This is a genomic window from Bacteroidia bacterium (assembly GCA_020852255.1).
GTDB lineage: Bacteria > Bacteroidota > Bacteroidia > JADZBD01 > JADZBD01 > JADZBD01.
Genome location: JADZBD010000023.1, coordinates 12,546 through 26,045 on the forward strand (window position 1 = coordinate 12,546; position 13,500 = coordinate 26,045).

Consider the following 13,500-nt stretch of genomic DNA (forward strand, 5'->3'; position numbering starts at 1 on the left):
AAAGTGTAAATTTGCACCCTCAATGAATTACCTCTGTCAGATTGTGTTTTTATTGTGCTTGCTGTGCGGCGTGGCAGACGCTCAAAAATTCACAGTTTCCGGATATGTGAAGGAGGCCGCCACCGGAGAAGTACTGCTGGGCGCTCCGGTAGTAATCCGTGAACTGGGAAAGGGTGTCAATACCAATTCGTACGGGTTTTATTCCATCACGCTGGATAAAGGAGAATATACTCTGGATGTTTCATATATCGGGTTCAAAAAGTTTTCAAAAAAGATTGTACTGGATAAAGATCTGCGTTTGAATATCGAGTTGGAGGCAGATGCCATTGTTTCTCAGGAAGTGGAAATCGTAGGGGAGAAGGAAGATAATAACGTGAAGGGAACAGAGATGGGAACATTTACCGTACAGGTAGATCAGATAAAGAACCTGCCGGCGTTCATGGGGGAAGTGGATATTCTAAAAGTGATCCAGCTGTTGCCGGGGGTACAGGGTGCGGGAGACGGAAACTCCGGATTTTACGTGCGGGGAGGCGGTCCTGACCAGAATCTGATCCTCCTGGATGAGGCCGTTGTGTACAACGCTTCCCATCTGATGGGATTCTTTTCGGTTTTCAACGGCGATGCCGTAAAGGATGTAACGCTGGTAAAAGGTAATATGCCTGCTAATTACGGAGGCCGTCTCTCATCCGTTCTGGATATATCCATGAAGGAAGGGAACCTGAAGAAATTTGTTTTTGAAGGCGGAATCGGGAACATCGCCTCCCGCTTTACCATACAGGGCCCGATCAAAAAGGATACATCCTCCTTCATCATCTCCGGCCGCAGAACATACATTGATGTTCTCCTGCAGCCCTTTCTTGATAAGGACAAACCGCTGGCAGGCACGCGATACTATTTCTATGACCTGAACACCAAGATTAATTACCGGCTTTCAGACAAAGACCGGATTTTCCTGAGCGGGTATTTCGGAAGAGATAAATTTATTTTCAAGGATAAAGAATCTGACTTCGAAACGGATATTCCATGGGGAAACGCCACCGGCTCATTAAGGTGGAACCATTTGTTCAGCGATAAATTATTTATGAATACTTCAGCCATCTTCAGCAATTATACGTTCGAGTTTGGTGCCACGCAAAGTCAGTTCGAGTTCAGGTTGTTCTCCGGGATACGGGATCTGAATGGGAAATTGGATTTCAGCTGGTTTCCGAATGTGAAGCATAAGGTAAAATTTGGTGCCAATTATATTTATCACACGTTTACCCCTTCCAATGCCACCGCACGTTCCGGAGACGTTGAATTCAATCTCGGAGACATCGTTCGGTTGTATTCACACGAGGCGGCGGTTTACATTAACGATGAATGGGAAGTGTCGGATTTGTTTTCAATCAATGCAGGGATCCGGTTTTCCGGATTTCAGCAAATCGGTCCCTTCAAGAGATATATTAAAGATCTGCAGGGCAAGATCATGGATTCTGTAGAATATAAAAAGGGCCAGAAAGTAGCGGATTACGGTGGGTTAGAGCCGAGGATTTCAATGCGATATATCATTGATGAGCATTCCAGCGTGAAAGCAGGATATACCCGGAATTATCAGTACATTCATTTGGCTTCCCTTTCGGGTGTATCACTCCCAACAGACGTGTGGATGCCTTGCACTGAAGTGATCAAGCCGCAGATAGGTACTCAGTACTCGGCAGGTTATTTCAAGAACTTTAAAAAGAATATGTATGAGACTTCCGTTGAAGTGTATTATAAGGACATGCGAAATATGATTGAATATAAGGAGGGAACACAACCGGAGGACGACGTGAAGGATAACCCGGATAACAGCTTTACCTTCGGGGACGGCTGGTCGTACGGCGCAGAGTTTTTCATAAAAAAGAGATTTGGAAAGATCAACGGATGGATCGGTTATACGCTGGCATGGACGATGCGGCAGTTTGATGAAATCAATGAAGGAAATGAATTTCCGGCAAAGTACGATCGCAGGCATGATATATCGGTGGTACTCACCTACGATTACAGTCCGCGTTGGACCTTCAGTACGATCTGGGTTTTTGCTACAGGAAATACCGGTACACTTCCGTCTTCCTTTTATTTTATAGAAGGACATCTCGTCAACGAATACGGGCCTCGCAACTCCTATCGCTTTGTCCCCTACCACCGCCTGGATGTTTCGGCCACCTTCACGCCTGACAAAGTTAAAAGGCAGCAGCGGCGAAAAGTGCGTGCTGAAAGGCGGACAGTAAAGAAGGGAAAAACGTTCGATGCGGAAAAATGGACAGCTAAACATCAGCCCTGGGAGACGAGCTGGACATTTGCGCTTTACAATGCATACAACAGAAAAAATCCGTATTTCATTTATTTTGAAACCTCCGGAAGTATTTACGATGGCAACCTGAGTATGTCTGCTAAACAGGTCTCGCTTTTCCCTATCCTTCCCAGTGTCACCTGGAATTTTAAATTCTGAAAACATGATCAAGTATTTATTATTCTTTCTCCCCTTCACCATACTCCTCACCTCTTGCGTGAAGGATATAGAAGTGGATGTGCCGGAGTACAGCGAGAAACTCTGCGTGGACGGCAGAATTGAGCAGGGCCAAACGGCATGGGTAGTCCTCACGCGTAACGCCGCATTCTTCGGCGATTACGACCTTAATAATTTATTGAATTACATTGTCACCGATGCATTTGTTACGGTCAGCAACGGTGTTACCACCGACACGCTTACTCACTTTATGTATGGTCTTTATGCGGGAAGTACAATCACCGGGCAGGTAGGAACAACCTATACACTGAATATTTCCTGGAATAATAAGGTTTATACCTCTACTACTACGATACCCGGCCCGGTACCACTGGACTCGCTCTGGTTCAAGGTACAGGGCACCATGGATTCTTTGGGATATGTATGGGCGAATTTTCAGGAACCTCAAGGAACCGGAAACGCTTACCGGTGGTTTGCGAAGAGACTCAACAAGGATCAGGATTTTATCGCTCCATTCGGTTCCGCGTTTGAGGATAAATTTATTGACGGACAGGATTTTGATTTTGCGTACAACCGCGGGCAGCTACCCGATTCAGATGCACCGGACGATAATAATGAGGAGGCGTACTATTTTAAGAAGGATGATACCATTGTGGTGAAGTTTACGAGTATTGACGATCCCTCTTACCAGTTTTGGCGTTCATATGAAACGCAGGTGCTCAGCGGGGGAAATCCGTTTGCTGCCCCCGGAAATGTAAAGTCAAATATTCTTCCGAAGGGAGAAGCCCTGGGAGTGTTCTGCGGGTATGGTGTTTTTCTCGATACATTGATCACGAATGTCCCATAGGGAAGAAAGTAGGATATTATCTATCTGAAAGTCAATGTATTAAAATAGAATTGGTAAGACAGGATTATTTTGCTTTTTTTGTAATGCGAGATCAATCAGAGATTTATGAGAAAATTGTTTACCCTGCTGGTATGGATGGTCCTTACGGGCATTGCGGCACAGAGCCAGACCACAGGCGGACCCTTGTATAGCATTAAGCTGAAAGAGGCGGGTGGTGTTTTTTTCTTTGAAGGGAAGCTGAAATATAAGGAACACACCATTGAGGCTTATTTTGTTTTTGATACGGGCACGGAAACGGTGGTGCTTTCCAGGGAACTTTCCGATAAGGTAGGATATTCAGAGGACAGTTATTTTTCTGTTGAGATTTCTGATAAAAAAACAACAGGTATCAACGCTGTCATTGAAAAGGAGCCTTCCGTTCATGCAGGAATGTCCGGACAGTTTGGTGGAAAGATATACGGGGGGAAGATCGGATTATACCCTGTATTCAGGAACAACTACCTGATTGTTGACTTTAAGAAGTCTTCGATAGATGTTTACACCACTAAGGGAGGAGCAAGCAATATCGGGTCTGACGCGGCGATAGACGCAAAGGTGGCAGGTAGTATGTTTTACAGTAGCATCACTGTAAATGGGAAGGACGGGCTTTATTTTTCCTTTTCTTCCGGCGTGAGCGGATCGCACATTGTTTCGAAGTATGGTGCGAAAAAGGGAAAGATTAAGAATAATTCCAGACGGAGCGTTCAGGTTGGAGAATATACTCAGAATGATCAGCTGTTCACGGTAATCAAAGGAAAGGACTTCTCCACGGAGGATACAAAGTCCATGAAATTCAAGGTATGCGGTACCATCGGTATTGATTATATGAGGAACTACCAGTGGCACTTCGATTGCATGAACCGGAAGATGGGCGTCAAAAAAGTCTGACAGATCACATCCTCAATCTTTTCTGCAAATACGTCATCAGTACCTGATTAAATCCATCGTGGATGTCGGCTTCTACGAGGTCGATCCGGTATTGAGCGGCATGTAACTTCAATTGTTTACGAAAAGCCTGCATGCTCCGGATATAATTTTCTTTTACCTCTGCGGGATTGGCGCGTACTTCTTCCCCCGTTTCCGTATCAATGAAGCGGTAGGGTCTCTTTTCATATTCAAAATCCAGCTCTCGCTTTTTATCGGTTACGTGGAACAGCACTACTTCGTGTTTATTGTGTCTGAGATGCTGCAGTGCAGAAAACAACTCTTCCGTATGTTCACTGCTTTCGAACATGTCTGAAAAGATCATTACGAGGCTTCGTCGGTGTACAGCATCAGCGATCTGGTGCAGCGCTTTGATGGCAAAAGTTTTTCGCCGGTCGCTTACTGCAGCGAGTACCTTTTCCAATTCGTGATAGATCATCCGGATGTGCAGCTGCCCGGATCGGGAAGGCGTATGTAGTTCAACCTCTTCAGAAAAAACGGAAAGGCCAACAGCGTCGCGCTGGCGCCTTAGCAGTTCGGTTAGAGCGGCGGCACAGTGAACAGAGAAACTGATTTTATTAAAGGTGCCGGGGGCAAGATCCACTGTGGGAGGAAAGTACATGGAAGAGGAATCATCCAGTATAATCTGGCAACGCAGATTCGTTTCCTCCTCATAGCGTTTTACAAAAAGTTTGTCTGTACGCCCAAACAGCTTCCAGTCAATATGCCGGGTACTTTCACCTGTATTATACAAGCGGTGTTCTGCGAATTCCACGGAGAATCCGTGAAACGGACTCTTATGTAATCCGGTGATGAAACCCTCCACCACCTGCCGGGCCAGCAATTCCAGGCCGGAGAAAGGGCGTACCAACTGTTGATCGATCGCCACCTGTTCTGAACGTAAAAAGGGTTACTTTAATTGTGCTTCCAGCTTCCCGGCCAGCACACTTTTCGGAACAGCGCCAACCTGCTTATCCACCACTTGTCCTCCTTTGAAGAATAAAAGTGTCGGAATATTGCGAATTCCGAATTGCGCAGAAATAGCAGGGTTGTTATCCACATTTACCTTTCCTACCACCACTTTCCCGTCATATTCTTTGGAAAGTTCCTCTACTACCGGACCAACCATGCGGCAGGGTCCGCACCATTCTGCCCAGAAATCTACCAATACAGGCTTATCTGACTTGATAACCAGTTGATCAAAGTTTGAATCTGTTAATTCGAGTGCCATATTCAGTTGTTTATTGTTCAGTAGTCAATTTGCTTGCCACCCCAAAGTTAATGACAATTTGACATTTAGCGATTGAAACTATAGCCCGCGTTTTTATCCTTTTCAATTATGTCAATAAGCTCATTATCAGGATAAACACGGAATTTTCTTGAAGGGAAATCCACGAATAAGTTATCATCGGGGTCGGTGATCGAAATCCGGAGCTGGCAATTTCGCTGCTTGTGCTTTTTGATATTTTGCTGAATTCCTTCCAGCAGGCTATTGATGGAATCTTCCGACAGCGTACCCGCCGGGAATGTAATGGTTAAATGCTTGGCAAATTTTTCCCTTACATCATTCAGGAGCTGGCAATGGATCACTTTGGCCTCGAACTGATCCGGCTGATTAAATCGGTTCTGAACTCTCACTCTCATGTGTAAAAAATATCCCTCATTCAGATACCCTTTGTTGCGTACATAGTCATCACCGAACAACGCAAATTCCATAGCCTCTGTGAAATCTTCCAGTATGAATGAACCAAAGGGCTTTCCGGCCTTCGTAACACGATGGGAGGCACTGCTTACCAGACCTGCAATCACCAGTTCGCGACCTTTCAGTTTTGGAAGGTCTTTCAGATCCTGAATACGGTTCGGAGTGAAATGTTTCAGTTCCATCCGGTAATTATCGAGGGGGTGACCAGACAGGTAGAATCCGATTACATCCTTTTCAAGTTTTAATTGCTGAAGGGATCCCCATGGTTCACATTTGGGAAATTCCGGCTTTGGAATACTTACTTCAACGGAATTGCCGAAAAGGGAATTCTGGGATTGCCTTGAACCTTCCTGTGTAAGGGTGCCGAATCGCAGAAGTTTTTCGAGAAAGATACTGCCGTCGGGCGCCGGATGGAAAAAGCTGCTTCGCTGGTGATTGCCCATATTATCGAATGCACCTGAAACAGCGAGGGATTCAAATGTTTTCTTGTTCGCAGATCGGAGATTGATCCGGCAAACCAAATCAAACATATCCTTGAAGGGTCCATTCGCCTTTCGTTCGTTGACGATAGCCTCCACGGCTGCCTCACCCACACCTTTAATGGCTCCCAGTCCGAATCGGATCTCCCCTTTTTTATTCACTGAAAAACGCAACTCGCTTTCATTGATATCCGGTCCCTGCACCTGGAGCCCCATTCTCCTGCATTCTTCCATGAAGAACGTGATCTTATCAATATTGCCTACGTGGTGAGTAAGCACCGAAGCCATATATTCGGCAGGGTAGTGTGCTTTCAACCATGCGGTTTGAAACGCTACATAGGCATAACAGGTAGAATGTGATTTGTTGAACGCATATTGCGCGAAGGCTTCCCAGTCTGTCCAAATCTTGCTGAGTTTATCCTCCGGATGTCCTTTTTCTGTGGCCCCTCTGATGAATTTCTCCTTCATTTTGTCCAGCACATCCTTTTGCTTTTTCCCCATCGCCTTTCTCAACGTGTCGGCATCTCCTTTTGTGAACCCGGCCAGCTTTTGTGAAAGCAGCATTACCTGTTCCTGATAAACGGTGATGCCGTACGTATCCTTCAGATATTCCTCCATTTCCGGAAGTTCGAAATTGACTTTTTCCCTGCCATGTTTCCGGTTGATGTAATTGGGAATGTAAGCAAGCGGACCCGGCCGGAAAAGTGCGTTCATTGCGATGAGATCATCGAACTTGTCCGGTTTTAGGTCGCGGAGATATTTCTGCATTCCGGGCGATTCAAACTGGAATGTTCCGTTGGTATCGGCACGCTGATACAATTCGAGCGTTTTTTTGTCATCCAGCGGAATGGTGTCCAGATCTATTTCCTTTCCGTGATTCTCGCGAATAAGAGCCAACGCATCTTTCAGGATACTAAGCGTCTTCAGCCCCAGAAAATCCATTTTGATTACACCGGCCTCTTCAATGATTCCGCCTTCAAACTGGGTGATGAGCAATTCAGTATCCTTCGAAGCGCAAACAGGAATAATATCACTCAGATCCGTTGGTGCGATGATTATTCCGGCTGCATGAATTCCTGTTCCGCGAACGGATCCTTCCAGCACTTCCGCCTCATGGAGTACCTGCGATTCCAGATTAGATCCTTCATAAATGCTGCGGAGGCGTTTAACATTTTCGATCTCATCCGACTGAAGATTTTCTTTTGTTTCCAGCGAATTTTCACCTTTTACCGGTGCGTGCAATACCCGATGCAGTTTAATACCCGGACGTTCCGGCACCAATTTCGCCAATGCGTTGGAATCGTTCAGTGGAAGGTCCAGTACGCGCGCCACATCTTTGATGCTCATTTTGGCTGCCATGGTGCCGTAGGTCACAATATGCGCTACCTGGTTCCGTCCGTATTTGTTTACTACATAATCAATCACCTTTTGCCGGCCGGTGTCATCAAAATCAGTATCAATATCCGGCATGCTCTTCCGGTCAGGATTCAGAAATCGCTCAAAGAGCAGATTGTATTTGATGGGATCGATGTTCGTGATACCAATGCAGTAAGCTACGGCACTTCCGGCGGCGCTTCCGCGGCCCGGGCCTACAAATACGCCCAGGTCTCGCCCCGCTGCTATAAAATCAGCAACAATGAGAAAATAGCCGGCGAAGCCCATCGTCTTGACTGTGAACAATTCAAAATTCAACCGTTCTTCAATGTCTGGCGTGATGTCGCGGTATCGTTTCTTCGCCCCTTCGAAGGTGAGATGCCGTAGATAGGCATCCATGTCTCCGTATCCGTCCGGTACCTGAAAGTGCGGCAGTAGAATATCTCTTTTCAGTTTCAACGTCTCGATCTTTCCAATCACCTCGTTGGTGTTCTCTATGGCGGCCGGAACATCTTGAAACAGTGCCGTCATCTGGGAGGTTGACTTAAAAAAGAACTGATCGTTAAAAAATGCAAATCGCTTTCCCCTTGATGAATTGTCGTCATCTGTGAATTCTTTCGAACTGGGCGTGCTTTGCTTTTCGCCCGTATTGATACAGAGAAGAATATCATGAGCGTTGGAATCCTCCTGATCAACGTAATGGGAGTCGTTGGTGGCAATCACCTTCACCTTGTACTTTTCGGCCCAGCGCAGGAGAATTTCATTCACACGGTCCTGTTCCTTCATTCCATGTCGCTGTAACTCGATATAATAGTCCTCCCCGAACAGATCAAGCCACCACTTGAATTCCTGTTCTGCTTCGGATTCCCCCTTCCGGAGGATCGTGCGCGGTACCATGGCTCCCAAACAGCAGGTAGTAGCAATCAGTCCTTTGTGGTACTGCAGCACCAGTTCCTTATCAATGCGCGGGTATTTGCTGTAAAGGCCCTCTGTGTAACCAAGCGAGCAGAGTTTCACGAGATTTTTATATCCCTCAGCGTTTTTAGCGAGAAAAAGCTGGTGGTACCTCTTGTCGCGTTCATCCTTGGTGAATTGTTTTTTATGACGGTCCTCTACCACGTAGAATTCGCAACCTACTATGGGCTTGATTCCCGCTTTGCCGGCCTGTGCCACAAATTCGAAAACACCGAACATGTTGCCGTGATCTGTGATGGCCACGGCAGGCATGTTGTCTTCCTTCGCCTTACGGATTAACTCGGAAATACCGGCTGCTCCGTCAAGCAGTGAATACTGCGTGTGAACGTGAAGGTGAGAGAAATTCATAGGGGGTTGAAGCTCCCCTAAATTACAGGAAACAACCGGTTTTTATTCCCTGATTTATTAAGGAATATGAACAAGGGAAGGGTTAATTTCTCCGGACTAGTACGGGTTGAAGATCACCGTGCTGGTGTCTTTAGCGGGTCGCAGGGAAAGAACGGGAATGGCTGAATCATCCACTATCTTCTGAGCTGTGGTACCTACCAGGAATTCCTTGAAATTGAGCTCCGCCTTCGTCATGATCATAATTAGATCTGCCTCAATTTTGTCGGCATACGCCACAACGGTCTCTGCAATATCCTCCGAAGCCAGTGATTTATTCGTGCAGGGTATGCCTTTGGATTTAATGTAGGCTTTCACCTGATGGGAGTAAGCCAGAATTTTATTTTCATACTCTGCATCCTTCAATGAGAAAACAGAGAGAATACGTATGGCTGCGTTGAAATATTTAGCGAATTCGATTGCTTTGTCCACTTTTTGGCGGGTTTCCTTTGTGAGGTCAAGGGGAAGTAGAATGTTCTCACAGCCGTCGCGGTGATCTGTTCCGCGGATTGAAATCACCGGATGCTTCGATTCACGAATGAATTTGGATGCACTCTGGCCAATCATGTCTTTGGTAGACATATGAGAGGTTAGTCCCAGCACAATCAGAACCGGTTCAAGTTCATCGGCGATTTTAATGGTCTCATTAAAAACATTTCCTGAAGCATAGCGCACCTTTACAGATAAACCAGACTCCTTTTCCACTTCCTTTGCCAGATTCTGCATGTACTCAACCTCCCGTGTCTCGTCCTTCTCAAATACATGCAGCATCACGATTTCTGAATGGGTATAGCGGGCCAGGTTGTAAGATTGTTTCAGGGCAACAATGGTTTGTTCGGTCGAATCGATCGGAACAAGGATGTAGTTCTTCTTTGGCATAGCTGGGACTGTTATTAGATAGGGGTGCAAAGATAGAATTCTGGTCTAAAACCATAAAATAAATAGGTTAAATTACTGAAAAAGAGCATATTATTGTATTCAGAAGCCTCAAATTTATTTGCCGGTGACCTGTTTTTTTTCGATCTTCGCAGTCCTTTTAAAAAAAACAAGTAAAAAAAAGCTACAATGCCTGTAAAAATCAGATTGCAGAGACACGGGAAAAAGGCCTTCGCCTATTTCCATATTGTCGTAGCGGACGGTCGTGCACCGCGTGATGGGAAGTTCATCGAAAAAATAGGCACGTATAATCCAAACACCAATCCGGCTACGATTGAGCTGGAGACGAACAAAGCACTCTCCTGGCTGGAATCCGGAGCGCAGCCAACCGACACCTGTAAGGCTATTCTGTCCTACAAGGGTGTGATGTTCAAGCATCACCTCAACAAGGGAGTTAAGAAAGGTGCACTTACGCAGGAACAGGCGGATGCACGCCATGCTAAGTGGCTTCAGGAGAAGGAATCACGAATCCTCGGTAAAGTGACAAAAATCGCAGAAGCCCGGAAAGAAGTGAATAAGAAGCGTTATGAGTCGGAGATCGCCGCAAACTCTTCCCGAGCCGCCAAGCTCGCTGCGAAGAAGGCTGCAGCTACTGAGACTGCTGAAACTGCTGCTCCTGCTGCAGAGACCAATACTGCCCCTGCTGCGGAGGAGAGCACACCGCAGTAATCGTTTTCTGCTAATATTTAAGGACGGGAGGTCAACACCTTCCGTCTTTTTTTTGAGATGAACAAGGAAGAAGCTTTTGAGTTGGGTACTGTTCTGAAACCGGATGGTTTCGACGGGAGCATATTGATCACATTAGACACAGACTCCACAGAGAAGTACCGGAAGCTCTCAAGCGTATGGCTCGGTGCAGCAGCACCTGAACAGGAGTTTCGTGTGCTTCGGATTGATGTGCACAAAGATTTTTCTGCCACTGTTTGGCTGGAAGGCATTACCAGCGAGGAGGCAGCTGACAAACTGAGAAAGCAGAGCGTGTGGCTGCCGCTGGACTTTCTTCCCACTCCGGAAGGAAATATGTTCTACCTCCATGAAGTGAGTGGATACGAAGTGGTGGAGGAAGGGAAAATAACAGGCGTTGTGAAAGGCGTCATGGAGTTACCGCATCAGAAACTACTTGAAATTGATATAGATGGGAAGGAGGTACTGCTACCGTTACTGCCCGAATTCTATCTCGGGATAGACAGGGAGAAGCGACAGATTATTGTTAGGATACCTGACGGACTGCGCGATCTCTAAGCGCTGGTTTGAAGATTCGCCGCGAATTGCTTAACTTTAGTTGGCCGACCCGGAGGGTGTCTATGTCAGTAGCCAGCTTTGCCTTTAAACAGTTTGTTGTAAAACAGGATCGAAGCGCCATGAAGGTGGGTACCGATGCTGTTCTTCTGGGATCCTGGGCAGATGTCTGCGGGGCTTTGCATGTTCTGGATATCGGAACCGGTACCGGAGTAATTGCACTGATGCTTGCACAGCGCTCTGAGGCAAGTATTGATGCCATTGATATTGATGAGATCAGTTGCAGGGAGGCAGAGGAAAATGTACGATCCTCCAGGTGGGATAGCCGGATCAGTGTGCGACACACTTCTTTTCAGGATTTTGCAAAAAAGGAGCAGCGGCGTTTTGACCTGATTGTGAGTAATCCTCCTTATTTTTCCCGTTCATCTAAAGCAAGTTTTCTGGGACGTACGCTTGCGCGGCATACGGATCTTTTGCCGTTCGAAGAGCTTGTTGCAGGGGTGAGTCTCCTGCTGCGCGACTGCGGCCGCTTTTGCCTGATCCTTCCTCAAAAGGAGGCAGCACTTTTCAGGGATATCGCTGTGCTTCACAAATTGTATCTTACCAGGGTAACCCGAGTGAGAACTACTCCGGAAAAGGCAACTGAGAAACGTTGGCTCATGCAGTTCCAGAAAAAACCTACCTGTTTTAAGGAGGATCTTCTTGTGATTGAGCAGGGCGGGAGGCATTCGTATTCGGAGGAATACAGGAACCTGACCCGCGATTTCTATCTTGCCTTCTGAATCTTTTCCTTTTCTATAAAGCGGATACCTAAGGTTGCCAGCTCTTTCAGAATCGGCCTGTAAATCTCTTCTGTTACCGGTATCAAAACACCTCTCTGACGGATCTGCCCCTTTAAAATCATTCCGGCTGAGATGGCGAGCGGAATTCCAACCGTTTGAGCCATGGCAGTCTGAACAGGGTTTTTCCCTTTTAAAACCAAGGAGGAAGTGAGTTGATACTTCTTTCCTCTATAGGAATAGTGAAATTCGTGGTACATCACCACCATATCTTTGTCGTGCGCACCTAATTTCCACTTGCGTTCCAGCAAAGCCTGAAGATATTGGGCCGGTGTGCCTCTTTTCAGCTTTGTGGCCGTTTTCCCGAAAATGCCTAACCAATCCAGTTTTTTGAGTACGGAAGGTGTAGTGTGTAGAAATTTTGCTGTACGATACCGGAGGGTACCTTTTCCCGCGGGAACAAAGGAGGAAAGCAGATCGTCCCAGTATTTGTATTTCCCTTCCGGCAGCTGCCAGCTGTCATCTGTTAGTCCGAGCTGAACAAGGGCGTCCCATGCTTTGCAGAATCCGTCTGCACGAAGAGTGCCCCGGAGAATATCCTGTACGTCTTCAATTCCGTACTGTGGGAGATAGGATAAGGAGTCCCTGTTAGCATAAGCATCAAATTTCCCAAAGTCGGGAACCTGAACGGATTTAGCTGATGAGAATAGCCGGGAATAAGGCAGAAATCGAATCCGGCCATTTTCCCGGAACCGGGCGGTGCCTTGCCCGGCAAGGATCACATTCCTCGGGTTCCATGAAAATTTATATCCCCAGGGATTTGTATCCGATTCCGGCGCCACCAGTCCTCCGCAATACGATCGGAATGCAAGCAGCCTGCAGCCCTTTTTTTTAAGCCGGTGAATGACCTCCATGGCACTCATATGATCAATTCCGGGGTCGAGTCCGATCTCATTCATGAATACCAGGCCTCTCGCTTTTACCGCCTCATCCAGTTTTTTCATCTCCGGCGAAACGTAACTGGCGGTGGCCAGGTGAACTCCTTTCTGCAAGCACTCCATTGCAACGATCTGGTGCAGTGAAGCCGGCAGCATGGAGATGACAATGTCTTTTCCTTCGATGAGCCGGGCACGTTCTTCCGCATTCATTGCATCCAGTACAACGGCCCGTGCGCGCGGATGTTTCCCCGTTTTCATGAGCGCATTCTCCATTGAAATATCCGCAACTGTAATGATCCAGTCCTCTCTTTCCGCGTGTTCAAGAAGATAATTGATCAGTGAAGACGACGAACGGCCGGCACCAAGGATAAGAATGTTCTTCATAGGTGCTCAAAG

General features: G+C 46.7%; 11 protein-coding genes. 6 read left to right on the forward strand and 5 right to left on the reverse strand.

Features of this window, described 5'->3' with window-relative positions; translation table 11 throughout:
- Window positions 1-22: 22 nt before the first annotated feature.
- The 3 genes from IT233_12855 (at window position 23) to IT233_12865 (ending at window position 4,262) form a co-directional block, all read left to right on the forward strand.
- Window positions 23-2,470, forward strand: a complete 2,448-nt coding sequence (locus IT233_12855) for a TonB-dependent receptor (GenBank protein MCC7303522.1) — start codon at window positions 23-25, stop codon at window positions 2,468-2,470.
- Window positions 2,471-2,474: 4 nt separating this feature from the next.
- Complete coding sequence (locus tag IT233_12860; GenBank protein ID MCC7303523.1) at window positions 2,475-3,335, forward strand: DUF4249 domain-containing protein; 861 nt, start codon at window positions 2,475-2,477, stop codon at window positions 3,333-3,335.
- 105 nt (window positions 3,336-3,440) lie between these two features.
- Window positions 3,441-4,262: a hypothetical protein gene (locus IT233_12865; protein MCC7303524.1), complete on the forward strand. Its 822-nt coding sequence runs from the start codon at window positions 3,441-3,443 to the stop codon at window positions 4,260-4,262.
- A 4-nt stretch (window positions 4,263-4,266) separates the two neighbouring features.
- Here the strand turns inward: IT233_12865 and IT233_12870 are convergent, their stop codons facing one another.
- The 4 genes from IT233_12870 to IT233_12885 form a co-directional block, all read right to left on the reverse strand.
- The gene (locus tag IT233_12870; protein ID MCC7303525.1) at window positions 4,267-5,187 is read right to left on the reverse strand and encodes a DUF58 domain-containing protein; all 921 of its coding nucleotides are present in this window, start codon (window positions 5,185-5,187) and stop codon (window positions 4,267-4,269) included.
- 21 nt (window positions 5,188-5,208) lie between these two features.
- The gene (gene trxA, locus IT233_12875; GenBank protein MCC7303526.1) at window positions 5,209-5,529 is read right to left on the reverse strand and encodes a thioredoxin; all 321 of its coding nucleotides are present in this window, start codon (window positions 5,527-5,529) and stop codon (window positions 5,209-5,211) included.
- 65 nt (window positions 5,530-5,594) lie between these two features.
- On the reverse strand, window positions 5,595-9,176 hold the full coding sequence (gene dnaE, locus IT233_12880; GenBank protein MCC7303527.1) for a DNA polymerase III subunit alpha: 3,582 nt from the start codon (window positions 9,174-9,176) through the stop codon (window positions 5,595-5,597).
- A gap of 96 nt (window positions 9,177-9,272) precedes the next feature.
- On the reverse strand, window positions 9,273-10,091 hold the full coding sequence (locus IT233_12885; protein MCC7303528.1) for a universal stress protein: 819 nt from the start codon (window positions 10,089-10,091) through the stop codon (window positions 9,273-9,275).
- 186 nt (window positions 10,092-10,277) lie between these two features.
- On the opposite strand from IT233_12885, the gene IT233_12890 reads away from it, so the two are divergent.
- From IT233_12890 to IT233_12900, 3 genes are all read left to right on the forward strand, one after another.
- Entirely contained in the window at window positions 10,278-10,817 is a 540-nt protein-coding gene (locus IT233_12890; GenBank protein ID MCC7303529.1) for a 30S ribosomal protein S16, read from the forward strand.
- 57 nt (window positions 10,818-10,874) lie between these two features.
- Complete coding sequence (gene rimM / locus IT233_12895; GenBank protein MCC7303530.1) at window positions 10,875-11,390, forward strand: 16S rRNA processing protein RimM; 516 nt, start codon at window positions 10,875-10,877, stop codon at window positions 11,388-11,390.
- 62 nt (window positions 11,391-11,452) lie between these two features.
- Complete coding sequence (locus IT233_12900) at window positions 11,453-12,169, forward strand: methyltransferase (protein ID MCC7303531.1); 717 nt, start codon at window positions 11,453-11,455, stop codon at window positions 12,167-12,169.
- Here the strand turns inward: IT233_12900 and IT233_12905 are convergent.
- Window positions 12,154-13,488, reverse strand: coding sequence for a saccharopine dehydrogenase NADP-binding domain-containing protein (locus tag IT233_12905; protein ID MCC7303532.1), 1,335 nt, complete (start codon window positions 13,486-13,488; stop codon window positions 12,154-12,156). The two genes, IT233_12900 and IT233_12905, sit on opposite strands and share 16 nt — an antisense overlap.
- Window positions 13,489-13,500: the final 12 nt, after the last annotated feature.

Excerpts from the sequence above, each read along its gene's own strand:
- IT233_12905 (MCC7303532.1), bottom strand. The coding sequence starts at position 13,488 with ATGAAGAACATTCTTATCCTTGGTGCCGGCCGTTCGTCGTCTTCACTG.
- IT233_12865 (MCC7303524.1), top strand. The coding sequence starts at position 3,441 with ATGAGAAAATTGTTTACCCTGCTGGTATGGATGGTCCTTACGGGCATT.
- IT233_12885 (MCC7303528.1), bottom strand. The coding sequence starts at position 10,091 with ATGCCAAAGAAGAACTACATCCTTGTTCCGATCGATTCGACCGAACAA.
- IT233_12890 (MCC7303529.1), top strand. The coding sequence starts at position 10,278 with ATGCCTGTAAAAATCAGATTGCAGAGACACGGGAAAAAGGCCTTCGCC.
- IT233_12900 (MCC7303531.1), top strand. The coding sequence starts at position 11,453 with ATGTCAGTAGCCAGCTTTGCCTTTAAACAGTTTGTTGTAAAACAGGAT.
- trxA (MCC7303526.1), bottom strand. The coding sequence starts at position 5,529 with ATGGCACTCGAATTAACAGATTCAAACTTTGATCAACTGGTTATCAAG.
- rimM (MCC7303530.1), top strand. The coding sequence starts at position 10,875 with ATGAACAAGGAAGAAGCTTTTGAGTTGGGTACTGTTCTGAAACCGGAT.
- IT233_12855 (MCC7303522.1), top strand. The coding sequence starts at position 23 with ATGAATTACCTCTGTCAGATTGTGTTTTTATTGTGCTTGCTGTGCGGC.
- dnaE (MCC7303527.1), bottom strand. The coding sequence starts at position 9,176 with ATGAATTTCTCTCACCTTCACGTTCACACGCAGTATTCACTGCTTGAC.
- IT233_12860 (MCC7303523.1), top strand. The coding sequence starts at position 2,475 with ATGATCAAGTATTTATTATTCTTTCTCCCCTTCACCATACTCCTCACC.